This is a genomic window from Brucepastera parasyntrophica, assembly GCF_022376835.1.
Taxonomy (GTDB): Bacteria; Spirochaetota; Spirochaetia; order Treponematales; family Treponemataceae; genus Brucepastera; species Brucepastera parasyntrophica.
In genome coordinates this window covers 1,675,991-1,695,737 of record NZ_CP084606.1, presented here as the reverse complement: position 1 = coordinate 1,695,737, position 19,747 = coordinate 1,675,991, and the positions used below count along the sequence as shown (strand labels likewise).

Annotated in this window: 22 protein-coding genes; 16 read left to right on the top strand and 6 right to left on the bottom strand. The window is 50.1% G+C overall.

Annotation, left to right across the window (positions count from 1 at the left end):
* Positions 1 to 82 precede the first annotated feature (82 nt).
* Positions 83 to 2,671 (top strand): response regulator, encoded by a 2,589-nt coding sequence (locus K7I13_RS08065; RefSeq protein ID WP_255944763.1) that lies wholly within the window; start codon positions 83 to 85, stop codon positions 2,669 to 2,671.
* Positions 2,672 to 2,686: 15 nt separating this feature from the next.
* Here K7I13_RS08065 and K7I13_RS08060 read toward each other — a convergent pair whose 3' ends face one another.
* Together K7I13_RS08060 and K7I13_RS08055 are read right to left on the bottom strand one after the other, a co-directional pair.
* Positions 2,687 to 3,511 (bottom strand): hypothetical protein, encoded by an 825-nt coding sequence (locus tag K7I13_RS08060; protein WP_255944762.1) that lies wholly within the window; start codon positions 3,509 to 3,511, stop codon positions 2,687 to 2,689.
* 62 nt (positions 3,512 to 3,573) lie between these two features.
* The gene (locus K7I13_RS08055) at positions 3,574 to 4,407 is read right to left on the bottom strand and encodes an arginase family protein (RefSeq protein WP_255944761.1); all 834 of its coding nucleotides are present in this window, start codon (positions 4,405 to 4,407) and stop codon (positions 3,574 to 3,576) included.
* A 199-nt stretch (positions 4,408 to 4,606) separates the two neighbouring features.
* Between K7I13_RS08055 and K7I13_RS08050 the strand changes: the two genes are divergently transcribed.
* Together K7I13_RS08050 and K7I13_RS08045 are read left to right on the top strand one after the other, a co-directional pair.
* Positions 4,607 to 4,750 carry a hypothetical protein gene (locus K7I13_RS08050; protein WP_255944760.1) on the top strand — a complete coding sequence of 48 codons (144 nt, stop codon included), beginning with the start codon at positions 4,607 to 4,609 and terminating at the stop codon, positions 4,748 to 4,750.
* A 41-nt stretch (positions 4,751 to 4,791) separates the two neighbouring features.
* Positions 4,792 to 5,754: a metallophosphoesterase gene (locus tag K7I13_RS08045; RefSeq protein WP_255944759.1), complete on the top strand. Its 963-nt coding sequence runs from the start codon at positions 4,792 to 4,794 to the stop codon at positions 5,752 to 5,754.
* 36 nt (positions 5,755 to 5,790) lie between these two features.
* Here the strand turns inward: K7I13_RS08045 and K7I13_RS08040 are convergent, their stop codons facing one another.
* Positions 5,791 to 6,717, bottom strand: a complete 927-nt coding sequence (locus tag K7I13_RS08040) for a DUF1848 domain-containing protein (RefSeq protein WP_255944758.1) — start codon at positions 6,715 to 6,717, stop codon at positions 5,791 to 5,793.
* On the bottom strand, positions 6,714 to 7,181 hold the full coding sequence (locus tag K7I13_RS08035) for an Rrf2 family transcriptional regulator (protein ID WP_255944757.1): 468 nt from the start codon (positions 7,179 to 7,181) through the stop codon (positions 6,714 to 6,716). Before K7I13_RS08035 ends, K7I13_RS08040 begins: the two co-directional genes overlap by 4 nt.
* A 202-nt stretch (positions 7,182 to 7,383) precedes the next feature.
* On the opposite strand from K7I13_RS08035, the gene K7I13_RS08030 reads away from it, so the two are divergent.
* Positions 7,384 to 7,818, top strand: a complete 435-nt coding sequence (locus K7I13_RS08030) for a flavodoxin family protein (protein ID WP_255944756.1) — start codon at positions 7,384 to 7,386, stop codon at positions 7,816 to 7,818.
* A 51-nt stretch (positions 7,819 to 7,869) separates the two neighbouring features.
* Here K7I13_RS08030 and K7I13_RS08025 read toward each other — a convergent pair whose 3' ends face one another.
* Positions 7,870 to 8,319, bottom strand: coding sequence for a UCP014422 family protein (locus K7I13_RS08025; RefSeq protein ID WP_255944755.1), 450 nt, complete (start codon positions 8,317 to 8,319; stop codon positions 7,870 to 7,872).
* Positions 8,320 to 8,804: 485 nt separating this feature from the next.
* Between K7I13_RS08025 and K7I13_RS08020 the strand changes: the two genes are divergently transcribed.
* The 11 genes from K7I13_RS08020 (at position 8,805) to K7I13_RS07970 (ending at position 18,185) form a co-directional block, all read left to right on the top strand.
* Complete coding sequence (locus K7I13_RS08020) at positions 8,805 to 10,058, top strand: TolC family protein (protein WP_255944754.1); 1,254 nt, start codon at positions 8,805 to 8,807, stop codon at positions 10,056 to 10,058.
* 14 nt (positions 10,059 to 10,072) lie between these two features.
* Positions 10,073 to 10,975 (top strand): HlyD family secretion protein, encoded by a 903-nt coding sequence (locus K7I13_RS08015; RefSeq protein ID WP_255944753.1) that lies wholly within the window; start codon positions 10,073 to 10,075, stop codon positions 10,973 to 10,975.
* A gap of 12 nt (positions 10,976 to 10,987) precedes the next feature.
* On the top strand, positions 10,988 to 11,881 hold the full coding sequence (locus tag K7I13_RS08010; RefSeq protein WP_255944752.1) for an ABC transporter ATP-binding protein: 894 nt from the start codon (positions 10,988 to 10,990) through the stop codon (positions 11,879 to 11,881).
* A complete protein-coding gene (locus K7I13_RS08005) occupies positions 11,869 to 12,615 on the top strand; it encodes an ABC transporter ATP-binding protein (RefSeq protein ID WP_255944751.1) in 747 nt (248 codons plus the stop codon). Before K7I13_RS08010 ends, K7I13_RS08005 begins: the two co-directional genes overlap by 13 nt.
* The gene (locus K7I13_RS08000) at positions 12,612 to 13,718 is read left to right on the top strand and encodes an ABC transporter permease (protein WP_255944750.1); all 1,107 of its coding nucleotides are present in this window, start codon (positions 12,612 to 12,614) and stop codon (positions 13,716 to 13,718) included. The genes K7I13_RS08005 and K7I13_RS08000 overlap by 4 nt, the downstream gene beginning before the upstream one ends.
* A 3-nt stretch (positions 13,719 to 13,721) precedes the next feature.
* Positions 13,722 to 14,831: an ABC transporter permease gene (locus K7I13_RS07995; protein ID WP_255944749.1), complete on the top strand. Its 1,110-nt coding sequence runs from the start codon at positions 13,722 to 13,724 to the stop codon at positions 14,829 to 14,831.
* 71 nt (positions 14,832 to 14,902) lie between these two features.
* Positions 14,903 to 15,655, top strand: coding sequence for an exodeoxyribonuclease III (locus K7I13_RS07990; protein ID WP_255944748.1), 753 nt, complete (start codon positions 14,903 to 14,905; stop codon positions 15,653 to 15,655).
* Between the two features lie 7 nt (positions 15,656 to 15,662).
* A complete protein-coding gene (locus K7I13_RS07985; protein ID WP_255944747.1) occupies positions 15,663 to 16,019 on the top strand; it encodes an MGMT family protein in 357 nt (118 codons plus the stop codon).
* Between the two features lie 282 nt (positions 16,020 to 16,301).
* Positions 16,302 to 16,925 carry a DUF4004 family protein gene (locus K7I13_RS07980; protein WP_255944746.1) on the top strand — a complete coding sequence of 208 codons (624 nt, stop codon included), beginning with the start codon at positions 16,302 to 16,304 and terminating at the stop codon, positions 16,923 to 16,925.
* Positions 16,926 to 17,001: 76 nt separating this feature from the next.
* Positions 17,002 to 17,553, top strand: a complete 552-nt coding sequence (locus K7I13_RS07975) for a hypothetical protein (protein WP_255944745.1) — start codon at positions 17,002 to 17,004, stop codon at positions 17,551 to 17,553.
* On the top strand, positions 17,550 to 18,185 hold the full coding sequence (locus K7I13_RS07970; protein ID WP_255944744.1) for a hypothetical protein: 636 nt from the start codon (positions 17,550 to 17,552) through the stop codon (positions 18,183 to 18,185). The genes K7I13_RS07975 and K7I13_RS07970 overlap by 4 nt, the downstream gene beginning before the upstream one ends.
* Before the next feature lie 114 nt (positions 18,186 to 18,299).
* On the opposite strand, the gene K7I13_RS07965 is transcribed toward K7I13_RS07970, so the two are convergent.
* Positions 18,300 to 19,034 carry a nuclear transport factor 2 family protein gene (locus tag K7I13_RS07965; protein ID WP_255944743.1) on the bottom strand — a complete coding sequence of 245 codons (735 nt, stop codon included), beginning with the start codon at positions 19,032 to 19,034 and terminating at the stop codon, positions 18,300 to 18,302.
* A 257-nt stretch (positions 19,035 to 19,291) separates the two neighbouring features.
* On the opposite strand from K7I13_RS07965, the gene K7I13_RS07960 reads away from it, so the two are divergent.
* On the top strand, positions 19,292 to 19,747 hold the full coding sequence (locus K7I13_RS07960) for a hypothetical protein (protein WP_255944742.1): 456 nt from the start codon (positions 19,292 to 19,294) through the stop codon (positions 19,745 to 19,747).

The window sequence follows — 19,747 nt, the reverse complement described above, 5'->3', positions numbered from 1 at the left end:
GCCGGAAGAGGTATAGTACAGATGGTTCGCGGAAATGACACGGACCGGAATATACTGGAAGGGAAAACGGATTTGCCGAAAGATGAGTAAATTTACCCTTGACGATTACTTTGCCTCCAGCCCCGGCCTGTCCGTAGAAGCCATGGAAACCCTGGCCGACTATGCCGGTATAGGCCTTTTAAACTGGCATATTCCTTCCGGGAAGATCAGTCTGAACCGGAATATCACACTCCTTGCCGGCTATGAACCGGGAGACCTGCCCCATACGGGCAATACCCGCGAAATGCTTACCTATGAGCCGGACCGGGCCATGGTGTCGGAAAGCATCCGCGCTGTGTTAGCCGGAGAAAAAGACCGCTACAGGATTGAATACCGGATGCGGCGGGCTGACGGGAGTCTGGTCTGGGTATCGGAAACAGGCATAGTCTATGAGCGGGACAAAAGCGGAAAGCCGGTCCGGCTGGCCGGCTTGTCCGTGGAGCTTACCCGGCTCAAATGGGCCGAGGAAAAGGCCCGGGACATGGAGCTTGAAGTCAAGCGTCTGTCGGCCGGGACCGGTGACGCCGGTCTGGCCGAGCAGAACCGGATGCTCCGGGCCGCCAATGCGGCCTCCGCAACAATCATAGGCGGTTTTCACCAGGACTACGAAACCGTGGTCCGCCAGTCTTTGCAGATTCTCGCCGAGAGTATCCAGACCCAGAGGGCCTATATTTTCCGGAATATTACCGTGGACGGACGGCTCTGCTGTTATCCTCGGACCGAGTGGTATCTCGATCACCCGTCGGGCCGGGCGCAGGGTCCGGAATACGCCATGGTCTACGATGAGTTTTTGCCCAACTGGCGGGAAATCACCAATAAATATGCCAGTATGCGGCTTTCCATGGAAAATCCTGACAGGGAACTGGTAAACCTGCCCCATACGGAAGACGTCAAATCTATCATGCTGATTCCTCTTTTTCTGCAGGGAGAGTTCTGGGGGTTTATCGGTTTTGACGATACCCTGACCGGCCGGGAATTTACCCGGGACGAGGCGGACATCATGCGGGCCGGCGCTATGGTAGTGGCGTCGTCTCTGACCCGCAACGAAACCTTTTCCAAGCTGAATGAGGCCCGGGAAGAGGCCATGGCCAGTACTAAGGCCAAGGGGGAATTCCTCTCCCGGATGAGCCATGAAATACGGACTCCCATGAACGCAATTATCGGCATGGCGGCCATTGCCCGGAAAACCACGGATCCCGAGAAGATACAGTACTGTCTGGAGAAGGTTGACGCTTCGTCACGCCAATTGCTGGGCATTATCAACGATGTGCTGGACATGTCGAAAATCGATTCCGGTAAATTCGAAATTACCCTCCATCCCTTTGATTTTGAACAAATGATGCAGGATGTTTTCAATGTTATCCAGGTCAGGCTGGAGGAAAAGAAACAGACCATTCATTACGATTTCACCACAGTGTTCAAGAATAAAATCATCAGCGATGAACTCCGGCTCTCCCAGGTGCTGATCAATTTATTGAATAACGCCGTTAAATTCACGCCGGAGCGGGGAGATATTACTCTGATGGTGCGGGAACAGCCCGGCGAAACCGGGGGAAGCCTTCTCCATGTGGAAGTCATTGACAATGGTATAGGCATATCCCATGAACAGCAGGAACGGCTCTTCCAGTCTTTTGAACAGGCTGACGGCAGTATTACCCGCCGGTACGGAGGTACCGGGCTGGGCCTGGCTATCTGCAAAAAGATCATCAACCTTATGGACGGCGATATCTGGGTGGAAAGCGAAGAAGGCAAGGGTTCCCGGTTTATCTTCGAGTTTCCCGTTTCCTGGGGCGATCCCATTCCCGCCGCCAGTATTCTCCGGAAAGCCGCGCCGACTTCCAGGATTCTGGTAGTTGACGACGCCGAAGATGTCAGGATGTATTTTAAAAATATTCTGGACACTTTTTCCCTTTCCTGTGACGCGGCTGACTCCGGAGAAGAAGCCCTGGCCCTGGTCAGGCAGAGCCTCCGGGACAAAAAGCCCTACAGCATGGTGTTTATCGACTGGAATATGCCCGGCATGAACGGCGGGGATACGGCCATGGAATTGAGGCATCTTCTGGGAGAAGACCTTCTGGTAGTGATGATTTCCGTCTCCGACTGGACCGATATAGAGCAGAGCGCCAAAAATTACGGCATTACCCACTTCCTGCCCAAGCCGGTTCTTCCGAGTACTCTGTATAATACCATCGTGGAACTTGCCGATGACACCCTGATTCAGGAAGGCCGCCAGACCACGGATACTCCGGACTGGAAGGGCAGAACAATCCTGCTTGCCGAGGATATCGCGATTAATCAGGAAATAGTCATCGCCTTACTGGAGGGGACAGGCGCTTCAGTTATCTGCGCGGATAACGGGGAGATCGCTCTGGACCTCTTCCGGGAAGATCCCGAAAGATACGATCTCATTCTCATGGACATGCAGATGCCTGTCATGGACGGTATCTGCGCCGCGGAACAAATACGTTCCCTTGACGATCCGGCAGCAAAAACCGTTCCCATTGTGGCTATGACCGCCAATGCGTTTAAAGAAGATGAACAGCGCTGTTTCGACGCGGGCATGAACGGCCACCTGGCAAAGCCTCTGGAGATTGACAGCTTTTTCCGTGTTCTTGACAAGTATCTGCGTTAAAGAGTATCAGCCCCGTTATGGTTCGTTCCGTTTGCCGGCATAGTAGTTTATTATAAACAATATAACCACAGGAACCGCATTAATCGCCAGAGTAAGCCAGGAAGCAAATACAGAGCCTGTCAGATAATTATATACAGTAGGAGCCGCGGCAAGAACTAAATAGAAGCAGAGAGGCAGAATAATATTTTTTTGACGGAACTCTGTTTCCCTGTACCATTTACAGACAAAGAAGACAGCAATGATGGCGGCAAACATTACGATAAATGCTCCGGCATCGGTCATTCCTGCCATCACATCCGCTTTAAGAATAAGGGCGGTAACAACTCCGGAAAGGGAAAACATGACTCCCGCTAAAACAGCGGAAAGCAAGGGAATTTTGTTCTTTTCAAAAAAAGGCATACCTTTGAGTTTAATGGGATTGGCGACAAGACAGGAAAAAAGCAGGGTTTGGACCAGTATTTCGGGCGCGCCTTTTATATGAATTTCCAGAGGAAGCTGCGTATAGACAATTCCCTCGATAGAGGAAAATCCCGGCCCCGGCGTATTGATTATCCCAATTACGACGATTATTGCCCACAGCTTTAGCCAGCCGCGCTTCGTTTCTATCACGCTTTCTTTGAGCCGCAGCAGGACCAGGCCGAAAAGGAGTCCTCGTACAATCTGGATTACAGGACCTATTAAGCTGGAAATACTGTCAAAAGGCCTCATGAAGTATTCTGCGTTCCCAAGCTGAAACAGTTCTTTATAATTGAATACGAGTGAAAAAACCATTCCGCAAAGAATGTAGGTTACAATATGGATTACTGTTACCCGTAAAACAAATTTGAAATTCTCTTTCATTGCTTTTCTCCCGTTCTTATTATATTACTTCTTCCTCTGCCGGAACTATGTTTTACCGGCAGTTATCCGCCGAAAATAGGCAGGGACCCCAGGAAATCACTGAGATTCAGGGCGTCCCAGGGAAGGTGCTCGGCGATGGACAGCCCCACCACATCCGTTTTATCCGAAATATCCTGAATGAGCCGGGCTATCTGCGGCAGGGTCATCTTTCCGCTGGGCGCGTCTATGGCTTCTCCACCGGGTTGGGAAAACAGCAAAGAGCGGAACAGAGCGGGATCAAGCACATCCAGATCAAGGTGGCTAGCAAGCTGCCGGATATTCCGGTCCCTGATCCATTCGAGTACCGGCTCACTGTTTTTGGCCAGGGCTTCGGCCGTGGCGTTGGGGAGTTTCAGCCTGTTTATAATGTCCGCTTCCGCCGGAGACGGTTCCTGCAGTCCGGCGTACAGCACCAGTTCAGGTTTCAGGGGGACCGCAACCTTCGCGGAAAAGAGAGGGTCTCCTTCACCGAGGAGGTTTCCCAGGACCATAGCATGTTCATGTTTGTGCATCTTTGGGGTGGACACATCGGGATGGGCGTCGATCCAGAGAACGCCCAGATTTCCCCCGTACCGTTCATTGAGATAGGCAAAGGGGGCCTGGGACACCAGGCAGTCCCCTCCGAACATGATGATTCTTTTGGGGCTGAAGGCGTCAATGATGTTCCGGGCAGACTCAAGCTGCCTCAGCAGAACGGAGCGGGCGACGACGCCTTCTTCATCGGAAAGAGCTGTCCCGTCAGAGGGTTGTACCGGTACTTCAATCTGGGGCGTGTCTCCTGCGGGAGGGGCCAGCCAGGCCAGCAGTTTCGCGCCGAAATAATAGGGAGGATTGTTTCCTCCCTGCCACTGGGGCATCGCCAGGCGTAAGGTTTCCGATATCTTTTTCCTCGCTATATTAGACTTGTTATAATTTACAATGATGACGCCGCTGAAACAAGTACGTGTATCATAAATTGGCGCCGTCCCCAATTTATGTCCGGCCTGGAACAGAGAAGATAATCCGGAAATATCAGGCTGTATGAAATTCCGGCTGGAAAATGAGTATATTGTTTAAATGAATAAAGACATTGTAAAAGAACAGAAAAAAACAATTGTAACCATGGTAGTTGCCTACACTGTTATGGCCGGTTTCGTTGCGTGGAGGTTCTTTCCGCCCTCAGAATTATTCTGCCCGATTTTTCAGTCCCTGTTTATCTAACCATGTATCTGTTATTCTGTATGACTTTGCCGGCGGGTTTTTTGCTGCCCCGTTCAAAGGGGGCTAAACTGCTCATGATCTTCGGGAGTTACTGGGTCAGCTTCCAGATAACATTTTTCTTTGCCTGCCTTGTAGAATGGCCCGCGAATATTCTTTTGGTATGGCTGCTGAAAATACTAAGACCGGAACAATTCGCTTTTCTTTCGCTGATCCTGTTCGGAATAACCGCGCTGCTGACTGTATACGGTATTATCCATACGCGGAATATTCGTATTACCCGGTATACCTGTGAAGTATCCAAGCCTGCTTTTCGCGGTCAATGGATGCGTATTGCCCAGCTCAGTGATATGCATTTGGGAAGTATCAACGATCTGAAGGCTGTACGGAAAATTGTACGGAAAACAAATGCCCTGCGTCCCGATCTGATCTGCATCACCGGCGATACGTTTACCGAAAATGTCCGGGAAGTGTTCGAGCTGGATGACATTGCGCTGGAATTCCGGAACCTGCAAAGCCGGTATGGTGTTTTCGCCTGTCTGGGTAATCACGATTCGGGGGTTGAACTTCCTGATATGCTGTCCTTCTTTGAAAAGGCGAATATTCATCTTCTGGAGGACCAGGCTGTCCAGCAGGACGGGGTTGTCCTGCTGGGACGTTCCGACATGACGCCCGGCGAAAATTTCCGGCATATCCGAAAAAGCATTCCCCAGTGTCTGGAACCCGAGGACAAGGATCATCTGATTATTGTGCTGGACCACCAGCCCGGCGATATCGAATCTTCAAGGGACGCCGGAGTGGACCTTTTGCTGAGCGGGCATACCCATGGCGGCCAGTTTTATCCTCTTAACCGGATTATCCGCCGGTTTTTCCCTCACTATCAGGGATGCAGGCAATACGGGAATATGTACGCTATTGTCAGCGCAGGCACATGCACGCCGATTCCCTATGTCCGCGTCGGAAGCAAGTCTGAAATAGTCGAGATTCTGATTCTCGGCGATAGATAATTTAATCAGCCGATATGGGGCGCCGCCTTGGGCCTCTCAATATTCCATAAACTCAAGCTGTCCGGTTTTATGCGAGGGCCCTGTCCGGTCAAAAATCTCCGCGCCCGGCGGAGGCTCTCCCGCAAGCATTCGCGCTCCGGGCCGGTGAGCCGCCAGGTTTTGCTCAAGCCGCTTTCGGCTGGCTATAGCGTAGCAATAGGTACAGCCGTGGGCGCAGGTGTCATACATGCCGATATCTATGCTTTGTACGCAGCGGCATACCGCGGGCTGTCCGGGGTCTTTTTTTACGTCGATTGAATAACCGCAGATTTCCTCGATTTTTGCCCGGTCAATACAGGCGCTGAAACTGATGTCCAAATCCCGGAGGTCCCATACATCGGTGCAGTTATAAATGGGTACTTCATGTTCTTTGGCTATTGCTGCCATTCCGGCTGCCAGCTCCCGGATGACTGCAATATCCAGTTCCCGTATATGGGGCAGATGGCGGTAGGGTTTTATAAAGTTGATGATGCACCGTTCGGTGGCCCCCCTCAGCTTCCGGCACATTTCACCGAAGGTATCAAGCTGCCATTGCACCGTATATGTACTGTCTACCAGAACGGGGTCAAACCGCCAGTCCACCCTCTTGGGTCCGATCCGTTCGCTGAGGCGTAAAAAAGTTTCTATGACTTCCTGTTTCGGCGGAAGATTCCTCTCAATATCATTTCCGTAGCCCGTGACCGTAAAAGAAAAATAATATCGGAATCCCAGGCTGTCAATGTGGTCCAGCTTGTCCAGCATGGGCGCGGGATTTTTTGTCCAGAACATGATGCAGTCTGTATTGTCCGGAGAAAGACCTGCCCGCCCCAGACGTTCCGGGTTCCGCGGGTAGGGCACCAGGACTTCTCCAGCTTTAAGGCGGGCGAGCATCCATTCGGAATAAAACGCCGGGATATCAGTTCTCCGGCTGGCGCTGATAATCATGGAGAATCCCTCCGCTCGGGTAAAGGCGGCAGTTCCGGCAAGAGGTCCCGCAGTTCATCCACCATCATGGCTATAGTCGTCCCGGATAGTTTATTTTTCAAGGCATCCACAGCGTCATCCAGATGGGTTTTCAGGAGCCCGTAAATATTACCGCCTACGGGGCAATGGTCCGACGGGTTCTGATGAATTGGAAACAGGTCCTCCGTATTCATAGGCTCTACCGCAATGAAAATATCCCAAAGTGTTATGCTGTCCGGGCTGCGGGCCAGCCGGGCGCCGCCGGGACCGGGAGAAACGAGAATCATGTCCGCCTGCTTCAAGGCAGTGAATATATTCCGGATAGTCACCGCGTTTACTCCGGTGCTTTCCGCGATGATATCACTGTTGATTTTCCGCATATCCGACAGAGCGGCTATGATTATCATGGTATGGACCGCTACCGGAAATTTCGTACTGACCCGCATTTCAATTACTCCCGTGAAAACCTTACCATAAATATGAGCATAAATCAATTCGTAACTGTTGACATTACAGACTTGAAGGTGTAGTTTGTAGCTAGCCTGATTACAGACTTTAAGAAAGTGGCTGCGGCAAATGCTATCTGCCGCTTCTCCGGAAGAAAGGATTTTCGGGCTTACAGCTTTTGTATGTTAAGGAGAGGTTAGTATGAATGTGAAGGTTATGTATCATTCGTCTACAGGCAATACGGAAAAACTTGCCCGGACCATTGCGGAAGCCCTGAACACAACGGCGGAGGCCATAACAAAGGACCCGGCGCCGCTTTCCGGTTCAGTGGACCTCCTCTTTATCGGGGACGGGGTGTATGCCGGTAAGCCCAATAAAAGAACAGAGGCGTTTATTAAACAGCTGGACCCCGCAAATGTAAAAAATGTGGCCGTATTTGCTACCTACGGCGGTCAGAAGAAAATAGGGCAGGATATACAACAGCTGCTGCGGGATAGAGGGTTTAAAGTTCTCGGAGAACCCTTTGTCTGCAAGGGCCAGGCCTGGTTCTTCATGAACCGCAAACATCCTGATGAAACTGATTTGAGCGGGGCTGCCGAGTATGCCAAGCAAATTGCCGCTCAAGTAAATGCTTAAAAAAGGCGGTACGGCTCGTAAGCAGTCCGTACCGGTTCCGCTTCATCAGCATTAGGACTGTTTGTCCGAAGCCCGTCCTACGGTAATCTCCAGATTTTCCAGGGCCGCATAGGCCCCAGCTGCCGCGGCGCGCACTGCTTCGACATTGGCCCCTTTTTCTGAGAGATCATTTATTACCTCTGCCGCAGCGGAGGCGTAATCTCTTTTGTGCTTTTTGTTCAGCTCTGTCCAGTTGATCCCGGCAAACAGTTTTACAACAACGCTGTCACAGGGCAGCCGCCCCTGGAGCATCAGCACGGCGATGACCGGATATCCCGGATAACCCTGCCAGTAGGTGGCGCTGTCGCTGGACCGGTACAGATCTCCTTCCCACTGAACCGTATACGTTTTTGCGCCGTTAGAGGAACGGACAGCAGCGCTGGTTTCTTCCATCTTAACCCGTCCGTCCGCAAGGGCGCTGAAGGCTTCATATATCTTTTCCACCGGAGGCATCTTTTTCATTCCGGTCCTCCACACAGCAATAATTTTCAGAAATTCTGGCTTATACAGCAAACCTTCTGTTAAGATGATTTGTTCAATAATATAATCAATTTTATTGACTATATTATTAGTTAGCATAATTACTATAATTTGCGCATACAGGTTTGTCAAATGCTGATACAAAAAAGAAGACATTCACTATTTCTCTATAGTATCTGATAAAAAACATACAGGATTGTTTTATTATAGATGCGATTTTTTTGAAAAAGATAGAAAAATTACGCAGCATGATTCATAATAAGGGAGATAACACTGCACTGCCGAAATCGAACTGGCGCATTGTCCCGTTTTAAGACCAAATAACAAAAAATTATCTTGCTTTTTGTCCACGTAATTATTTTATTAAATATATCAGTTAAGTAATTATGGAAAATGCGGTTCTGATGTTTGGTCTGTATAGCGCGGACGCGGCCCTGCCAAAGCATTCACAGCCAGAGGATTAAGAAATGGTTAGAAAACCACTGCCGGTATTCGGTTTTATCCTGTTCGCGCTTTTTGCTGTCCCGGCGGCGGCCCAGATTACCATTGAGGAATGCCGGGAGCAGGCCCGGCTGAATTATCCTCTTGTAAAAAAACTGGATCTTATCGCGAAAGCATCCGACTATACCGTATCCAATGCAAACAGGCGGTATCTTCCCGTGGTTACCGTATCCGGGCGTGCAACCTACCAGTCCGAGGTAACGGAATTTTCCACATATCTTCCGGGCTTCGAATCGCTCAGCAAGGATCAGTATCTGGTTACGGTGGACGTCGCGCAGGTACTCTGGGACGGCGGACGCGTCAGAGCCCAGAAAAAACAATCCAGGGCAAACGAAGAAATAGATATTCTTCAGCTTGAAGTTGAACTGTACAAACTGAATGACCGGGTGGATCAGCTTTTTTTCGGAATCCTTTTACTGGACGGACAGCTCAGGCAAAATGAACTGTATGCAGCGGAGCTTGAAAACAGCTATAAAACCATAACCGCCCATGTGGAAAACGGGATCGCGGGCAGCGCCGATCTGGATTCGGTCAGGCTGGAACAGATTAAATCTTTCCAGGACAGGATACAGCTGCTGTCCTCCCGTGAAGCCTATGTCCTTATGCTGGAAACCATGACCGGCCTTGACCTCGGCGCCGGTCTTGTAACTCCCATGGTGGATATTCCCATTGCCTTTGAAATCAACAGGCCGGAACTGAAACTCTTTGACGCCCAGGTCGCCCTGTATGAATCGCAGAAGAGTTCTATTCTGGCGGACAATATGCCGGAAATCAGCCTTTTTTTCTCGGGCAACTACGGAAAACCCGGTCTGGATATGCTGAACAATGACTTTCATCCCTATTTCCAGGGCGGTTTAAAGCTGTCATGGACTTTCAGCAATCTGTATACAATCGGCAACAGCAAAAGATTAATAGAAGTAAACAGGCAGTCTGTCGAGACGGACAGGGAAACATTCCTGCTTAATACAAATCTTGACATAAAACAGCAGTTTTCCAATCTTGAACGGCTGATGGAAACCATGAAATATGATGATGAAATCATAGCTCTCAGGCGGAATGTGAGAAAGTCGGCGGAAGCAAAGGTTGCCGGAGGAATCATGACAGTTGCCGACTATATGCGGGAAGTTATCGAGGAAAACCTCGCGTACCAGAATAAGATGCTTCATGAAATTGAATTTCTGGAAGCGGTATATAAGTTTAGAAACACGGTTAATAATTGACCATCGGCGGACCAATGAAAACAAAGCTACTAAATATTATAGTACTGGCACTGCTTTTCACATCCTGCGGCGGCAAGAAAAACGGCCCTGACGCCTCGGGGGTGTTCGAAGCCGCGGAAGTGATTGTGTCCGCGCAGGCGAACGGGCAGCTTGTCTCTTTTACGCTTGAGGAGGGGACAGAGCTTGAAGCCGGGGCCGTTGTCGGGCAGATCGACAAAACCCAGCAGGAACTGTCAAAAGCCCAGCTGGAAGCCAGCATAAAAACCTCCGAAAGCCGCAAGGTCGACGTGGCCGTTCAGCTTGCGCCGCTCCAGCAGGATATCGCCACCCAGAAAAAAGAACTTGAACGGTACCAGAACCTTCTGAAATCCGACGCGGCAACGACCAAACAGGTGGACGATATACGTTCCCAACTTGTGTCCCTGGAAAAACAGCTGGACGCGCAGAGAACCACCCTGACCGGTAACAACGCGGCTACCCAGAACGAAATCGCTTCCCTGGAGATTCAGGTCGCGCAGATTGAAGATCAGATAAACAAAAGTACCATAACAGCGCCACTGAGCGGTACCGTACTGGCCAAGTATGCCCAGGAAGGAGAGTACGTTCAGTCAGGAAAAGCCCTGTTCAGGATTGCCGACCTGCGCCGCATGACCCTCAGGGCGTATATCACCTCTGACCAGCTTACCAAACTCAAACTGGGGCAAAAGGTCACCGTATCCGCCGATTTCGGAGAAAAGGACATGCGGGAATATACAGGCACACTGACCTGGATATCGGACAAGGCCGAATTCACGCCCAAGACTATTCCCACCAGGAATGAACGGGCAAATCTCGTGTATGCCATAAAGATCGCGGTCGACAACGACGGTTACCTGAAAAAAGGGATGTACGGAGAAGTTACGTTTACGGGACTATAACAGAGGAGCCTTATGGTACGGGTCAGCAATATAAGCAAGTCCTTCGGTGCTGTGAAAGCCCTTGACAATATAAGTTTCAATGTGAAGAAAGGGGAACTGTATGGAATTACCGGTCCTGACGGCGCCGGTAAGACAACTCTTTTCCGTATCCTCTCAACCCTGACCCTGGCGGACAAAGGCGGCGCGGAAGTGGACGGCCTTGATCTGGTTAAGGATTATATGAAAATCAGGAACCGTATCGGCTATATGCCGGGGCGGTTCTCTCTGTATACGGATCTCACGGTTGAGGAAAACCTCACCTTTTTCGCTACGGTTTTCAACACTACCGTGGAGGAAAATTACGATCTCATAAAGGATATTTACCACCATATCGAACCCTTCAAAAAAAGGAGGGCGGGAAAACTGTCCGGCGGTATGAAACAGAAACTGGCCCTGAGCTGCGCCCTGATCCATAAACCTGTTGTTCTGTTTCTGGATGAACCCACCACGGGAGTCGATCCGGTTTCCCGTACCGAGTTCTGGGACATGCTGAATAATCTGAAGGAACAGGGTATAACGATTATCGTTTCAACCCCCTATATGGATGAGGCCGCCCGGTGTGACCGGGTGGCCCTTATCAAAAACGGCGTCTTCCTTAAGGAAGATACACCCGCAAACATTGTGAACAGTTTTAATCAGACTCTCTGGGCAATAAAAAGCGACCACATGCGCCGGCTTCTGGCGGATGTCAGGCAGTATGCCTTTACCAAAGGGGCGTTCGCTTTCGGGGAAGAACTGCACGCCGTTATGAATGACGGGGCTGACATGGGTGACCTTCGTGACAGGCTGGCTGCCTCCGGTCATGGACAGGTTTCCGTGCGGGATATCGAACCTACTATTGAGGACTGTTTTATATGGGCCCGGTAATTGTAACGGAAAACCTGACAAAGATATTCGGCGACTTTACGGCAGTGGACAATATTTCGTTCACCGTGAACGAAGGGGAAATATTCGGTTTTCTCGGAGCAAACGGCGCGGGAAAAACCACCGCCATGCGGATGCTCTGCGGTATCTCCAAACCTACCTCCGGGGCAGGGACTGTCGCGGGCTATGATATTTCCCGGCATCCCGAGAAAGTGAAAAAGAATATCGGGTATATGAGCCAGAAATTCTCCCTCTATAGCAATCTGAACATCCGGGAAAATATCAGACTTTTCGCGGGGATCTATGGAATGAAAAGCAGGGATATCTCGGTAAAAACAGAGGAAATGCTGACCCGGCTTGATCTGATGCATGAGCGGGACACTCTTGTGAAAAACCTTCCCGCGGGCTGGAAACAGAGATTGGCCTTTTCCGTGGCGATTTTTCACACTCCGCGGATTGTTTTTCTGGATGAACCTACCGGCGGTGTTGACCCCGCCGCCCGCCGCCAGTTCTGGGAAATGATTTACGAAGCCGCCGAAAACGGGATAACCGTCTTTGTAACGACCCATTATATGGACGAAGCGGAATACTGCGACCGTGTATCAATTATGGTGGACGGCAGAATCGCGGCCATGGATTCTCCGGAAAAACTTAAAACCCTGTACGGTGCCGCAAGTATGGATGAGGTATTCAGACAGCTCGCCCGGAAAGCGACCCGGAAGGAAGATCAGCCATGAAACAGCAGCTGCGGGCGTTTATAAAAAAAGAATTTCTGCATATATTACGGGACGCGCGTACCGCAATGATTCTTCTTATCATGCCAGTTTCGCAGATTATCCTGTTCGGCTTTGCCATATCCACGGAAGTAAAGAATTCGCGGGTGGCCGTATATGACCCGTCCCGGGACACTGTTACCGAACATATTGCCAACAGGATGAATGCCAGCGGCTATTTTGAAATCAGCAGTTATCTCCGGCACCCCGATGAAATCAACGATATTTTCAAGCATGAAGCGGTAAATCTGGTGATGGTGTTCAGCGAGAATTTCAGTGACAATCTCCTGAACGGAGAGTCCTCCATACAGCTCATTGCCGACGGTACCGATCCCAACCAGGCTACTACGGTAATCAGTTACGCCTCCGGGGTCATCTCGTCCTATCAGCAGGAACTGATGGAAGGCTACAACATTCCCATAATGATAAACACGGAATCGAAAATGCTGTACAACCCCCAGCTCAAAAGTTCCTATAGTTTTGTACCCGGAGTCATGGGACTCATCATGATACTGATATGCGCCATGATGACATCCATCTCCATTGTGCGGGAAAAGGAAACCGGCACCATGGAATTGCTGCTGGTTTCCCCGATAAAACCCCTGTATATCATTATCGCGAAGCTGACTCCCTATTTTGTAATATCCATTGTCAACCTGACCACAATTCTGCTTCTGTCTGTCTTTGTGCTCAAAGTTCCCGTAGAGGGAAACCTGTTTGTCCTGATAGGGATTTCGCTGATATATATTGTTCTGTCTCTGGCCGTCGGACTGCTCATATCGACCCTCACCAATTCCCAGGCCGCGGCAATGATTATTTCCGCGGTGGTCCTGATGGCGCCGGTGATGATGCTCTCGGGCATGATGTTTCCCGTGGAGAATCTGCCCGTGGTGCTGCGCGTACTCTCCTATATTATACCGGCGTCGTGGTATCTCAACGCGGTTAAAAAGGTTATGATTGAAGGTCTGGGCCTTGGCGCGGTATTGCTGGAATTTTCGGTTCTGATCGGAATGGCCGCGGTGTTTCTCACCATAAGCCTGAAAAAATTCAAGACAAGACTGGGATAAGCCATGCTTAAGTTTTTGCTGGAAAAAGAATTTAAGGTACTTCTCCGCGACCGCCTGATGATCGGTCTCGTTATCGGTATGCCGATCCTGATGATGGTCATATTCCCCTGGGTCGCGACTCAGGAAATTAAAAATATAAAAATCAGTATTGTTGATAATGACCGGAGCAGTTATTCGGAGCGGCTGACGCAGAAAATTATTTCAGGCGGATACTTTGTTTCAGCCGGTTTCCCCGGCTCCTATGAACATGCCCTCAGGACAATTGAAAAGGGGCAGGCCGATATGATCCTGGAGATCAGGCCTGAATTTGAAAAAGACCTCATCCGTGAAGGCGCGTCCGCGGTTATGGTTTCGGCCAATGCCGTGAATACTTCCAAGGGTGTTCTGGGGATAAACTACCTGATGGAGATCCTGAATGATTTCGCGGATGAATTGCGTTCCGAACTCCAGCCGGTTGTGCGGGGAAGCGCGCCGCAGATACGGATAACTTCTCAGAACAGGTTTAATCCCCAGCTTAACTACAAAATGTACATGATCCCTGCCATTATGGTAATGCTTCTTACAATATTAAACTGCTTTCTGCCTGCCCTGAGTATCGTTGGGGAAAAGGAAGCCGGAACCATGGAACAGCTCAATGTCTCGCCGGTGAATAAATTTATTTTTATTCTGTCCAAGCTCACCCCGTACTGGATTATCGGGATAATCGCCCTGAGTCTCTCTATAGGAGTCGCCGTTTTAATGTACGGGATTACCCCCGTGGGAAATCTTTTCACCATCTATTTTTCCGCGATGATTTATATCATTGTCTGCTCCGGTCTGGGACTCGTTATTTCAAATTATTCAAACACCATGCAGCAGGCGATGTTTGTAATGTTTTTCTTTGTTATGATCCTCATTCTCATGAGCGGGCTTTTTACGCCTGTGGCCAGCATGCCGGAATGGGGGCAGATTATCGCTGCCTTTAATCCGCTTAAATACTTTATCCAGATTATGCGTCAGGTCTATCTGAAGGGAAGCGGCATTTCTGATCTGAGTTCCCAGCTTATTCCTCTGAGTGTCTTTGCTGCAGTGTTCAGTCTCTGGGCCGTGCTGAGCTACAGAAAGAATAGCTGAAATCCAAAGTCTGATATATAATAGGAAACAGCAAAGACTCTTACCAATAAACGGAAGCGGAGGACTGAATTATGAAACTGGTATCCTGGAATGTAAACGGACTGCGGGCGGCCCTGAACAGGGGCTTTATAGACGCGGTGAACGGACTCAATGCGGACATCATCTGCCTGCAGGAAACAAAGATGGAACAGGGGCAGGCGGTCATTGATCTTGTGGGGTACCATGAGTACTGGAACAGCGCCGACAAAAAGGGCTATTCCGGCACGGCGGTATTTTCCCGTTCCGGGCCGGTCAGAGTACAGTATGATATGGGCCTGCCGGAACACGATACCGAGGGCCGGATTATTCAGGCGGAATACGAAGACTTCATTCTGGTCAACGTATATACTCCCAATTCCAAGCGGGGACTGCTCCGGCTTCCGTACCGTATGGAATGGGAGGATGCTTTCCGGAACTATCTCGTGAAACTCGACAAACAAAAGCCGGTGGTTATCTGCGGTGACCTGAATGTGGCCCATGAGGAAATCGACATCAAAAATGTTGCGTCCAACCGGAAGAACGCGGGTTTCACCGATGAGGAGCGGGCCAGGATGACCGAGCTCCTTTCCGCCGGTTTCTCCGATACTTTCAGAACCCTTCATCCCGATACCGTGGCCTATTCCTGGTGGAGTTACATGGGAAACGCGCGCGCCAACAATGTAGGGTGGCGCCTGGATTATTTCCTGGTTTCCAACCGGCTGATGCCCAAAGTAAAGGCCGCCGAGATTTACAATACGGTTGAGGGAAGTGATCATTGTCCCGTGGGTCTTGTGCTGGATGTGTAACACAGGCATGTTCGACATGGATGAACAGTTTTATGAGCGGGTCTATGCCCGGGTAGCGGAGATTCCTTCAGGCAGGGTGTGTACTTACGGGAAAATCGCGGAACTGGCCGGATATGCCGGGGCGTCCCGGGAAGTGGGAATCGCAATGAGCCGGGTGCAAAACGGGATGAATCTTCCCTGCCACCGGGTAGTGAACAGGAAAGGTACTCTTGCTCCTGACTACGCCTTCGGCGGCCGGGAACAGCAGAGGGTTCTGCTGGAACAGGAAGGCGTGGGCTTTCTGCAGGACGGCAGCATCGACATGAAAAAGTACCAGTGGCCCGATGAACAGCCGCCGGGCGGACAGCTGGCCTTTGATATGTAGGGGGAGGGGAATGCAGCCTCCCAGCATCAGTGCCGGCCCGGTGTCCGGAGGTTACATTTGCATTCGATGTAGTGAGCTTCGGAAGGCGGATACCCCTTAAAACTGTTTTCCATCTTTGACAATATTGAATAAGTATTTTATCCGCACATCGTATCACGAAAGCGTTTTTTCAGAATTTTTCACCAAAAAAACATTTTCCTCTTGACAGTGTAACATTGTTATGTTACGTTAGTATCAGAAAGAATGAGTAACATAGCAATATTGCATTAAACGGGAGGCCGCATGGAAGAAAACCTGATATCCAAAAAAGAACTGCTGGCGCTGACAGGGATATCCTATGGAGCCCTGTACCGCTGGAAACGGAAGCAGCTGATTCCCGAAGACTGGTTTATAAAAAAATCGACCTTTACGGGGCCGGAAACATTTTTCCCCAGGGAAAAAATACTGGAACGGATCGCCAAAATTCAGGAGATGAAGGAAAAACTTTCCCTGGACGATCTGGCCCAAACCTTTTCCGGGGCGCCTCTGGAAATACAGACTACTCCGGAAGAATTAATCCGGGAGGGGTTTATTTCAAAGGCGGTAACGGGACTCAGCCAATTCGTTCCCGGGCAGGTTCTGGATTTTTACGGGGTCCTATACCTGGGAATCTGCGACCGGCTACTCAGGGATGGAACCCTGAACCTTTCAGAAACCGGCGAAATCCTGGAACAGCTCCTGTCGGATTTCAAAAGTTTTGAACCGGCGCCTGTATTATCGGTGTACCGGAAAATGGGGGTCACCTTCAGTATTCTCCGGGATGAAAAATCCGGGGTAAAGGTTGACCGCGGGTCAAACGAGATAGCCAGTCTCCCTACGGCGGAGATCTGGGAAACCATAAAGACGAAATGGAGGATAGGGCAGTGAATACATTAAAACTCAGCGGGGTCACCCACACGAATGGGGGACCTATGAGAATGTCAGGATAGAAGGGGTTGCCAATGTGAACGGCGATATCACATGTAATGAAGTCCAGGTAGAGGGGGTCGCCAGTTTCAGCGGTGATATGGTGTGTACCGGTATCCATGTGGAAGGCACCTGTAAAATTGCGGGAAACCTGAAAAGCGGTTCCTGCTGGCTGGCGGGCCTGCTCAATGTGGGCAAGGACCTTGAGGCGGAAAGTTTTACCGGATCCGGGTCTTTCCAGGTTGGAGGGACCCTGAACGCGGAAAATATTGATATAAAATTCGTATACGGTTCCGGGGCCAGTGAGGTCTGCGGAAAGGATATTACTATTTATAAGGAACATCATAATGCGGCCGCGGAATTTATCATGGACCTTATTCCCTGGCGGCATAAGGGAAAGAATTTCACCTGTACTTTAATTGAAGGCGACCGGATCGATATTTCCCAGGTTCAGGCAACCACTGTCCGGGGCGCAAAAGTAAAGATAGGTCCCGAATGCACTATTGATTTGGTAGAATACCATGAAGCCTTTGAGGCCCATCCCTCGGCAAAGATTGGAAAAACAATCCATTTAGGAGCGGAAGAATGAATGAACCTGGAAAAATGAATATTATGGGAGAGTCGTCCCTGGCCGGCGGCACATACAGTCAGGTCCGTGTGATGGGAAGCCTTTCTCTTTCGGGAAAACTGGAATCCCGGGAACTCAAGGTTATGGGAACCCTGGATTCGGAAGATGATATCCTCTGCAATGTCATGGAAGTAATGGGGACCGCGAAACTCAGGAAGCTGGAGGTCAAGGATAATCTGTCCGTGATGGGGACTGTCACGGCGCGGGACGTTGCCGCGGAAAGAGTATCGGTCCTCGGGGAACTTATGGCCGAAGGCAGCATAGAATGCGCCAGCCTGGAAGTGAACGGAGCGGTAACCGCGGGAAATTTTCTGGGCGCGGATAGTTTCCATATAAAATCAAGATATTCCAGCAAGGTAAAGGATGCCGGCGGAAAGGAAATCCGGGTCAGGGGCAGATTATTCGGCAGGAAAACAGTCCTTTCTGCTGAAACAATCGAATTCGATACCGTGGATATCGAAAAGACCGAGGCCAGGGTTGTACGGGGAAAAAATGTTATTATAGGCACGGACTGCTCTATTGATCTGGTCGAATACTCGGATACTTTGGAACAGCATCCCCGGGCCCGGATCGGAAAAGCCGTAAAAATATGATTCCCCGTCTGGACAGCTAGCCGCTGAATAGCGGCGGCGCCATTATTTCCGGCCTGTGCCGGCCAATGGTGTAGGCAGTTTTTGTTTTTCTATTGTTTGCATTATCATACCTCCTTAAAACATCGGATGGGCGTTCGCCGCCTGCGCGGGAACCGGCTGGATAATATCCCAGTGTTCCACGATTTTCCCGCCGGCTACCCGGAAAATATCCATACCCGCGTTTCCGGGATCGCCGGGGTGCGGCCGCTTGTGGTTGTGCAGATATACCAGGTCTCCCGAAGAAGCTGAGCGCACGATTTCCGCGGTGAACTCCCTGTATTCATTCCTGAACATCGGTGCAAACCTTTCCTTGAATGCTTCCACGCCGTCCGCCACGCCGGGGTTGTGCTGGGTGTATGGCGCGGCTAAATATTTGTCGGCGTATCCTATGTCGTGACGGTTGAAGAATCCTTCCCAGAAATCCGTCACGATCTGCAGGTTGGTCAGCGGAACCTTGTCGGGGTTTCCGTCGGCATGGATGAGGGTGTAAGTGCCGCTGAAAAAACATGCTTCCCTGCCGCCGCAGGCGGACAGTTTGTCCGCGGAACGGAATCCCTGAACGTGCCCTTCATTGATGTTGATGGAATGGGTGACCGCCGCTCCTGTACTTTCAATCCAGCTGACGGTGAATATCCCGTCTTCCTGCTGATATACATGGACAGTTTCGGTTTCACTGTCCCCGGGACTTTTGGGATTCATGTCCGTCCATTTCAGGCGGTTTCCGGGCAGGTACTCGCTGCGATAATGATAGCCGTTATCGAAAACCAGATCGGCGATGCGGCCTTCAAGGGGATTGCTTTTTGTGTTCATAGGGTTCTCCTTATGTGTATGTCCGGAACAAACTGCTTCTTATCGGGAAGATTTTATGTATAACGTGTTGATTTGGGTTTTCTTTTTGTAATAGCTGTTACTTAAAAGTAAGGATAATACCAGTGTCAAAGTCAAGTTTTTCGTGAAATTTTTATTATTGGTAAAAACCGAGCGGAATGTTTTTCCAACATTCTGCCGTCAAATCTGTATATATAATATGCGGGTACAATTTACTTTACCGGTATAAAGGAGCTGACATGATTTTTCTTGGTTTTCTTATCATTACAGGGATTTTTCTGCTTTATTCCTGGTTCAGCGGTAATGCGGGCTTTTTCATTAATCCGGATTCCATGCCTATAAGCCTTGCCGCGGTACTGGTCTTTTCGGTTTTTACCTTTCACTGGAAGGATTTTGTCCGGGGCGTAAAGACTATGTTTGTTTTTAAAGCGGAAAAAATCGAAGGCTCCGCAAGTACGGCCCGCCATTATCTGTCTCTGATCTGGGTGTCTGTCGCGGCCGGTGTAGTGTCAACCTTTCAGGGCCTTTTGTCATATTTTCTCACCGTGAGGGATTATCCCGAAGCGGCTCTGGAAATAAGTCCGGCTACGGCTTTCTGTTATGCCATTTTCAGTACGGTATACGGGATTATGTACAGTGTCTTTTTGTTTTATCCGGTGTATCTTGTGCACAGGGAAAAGAGCGCCGACAGATAG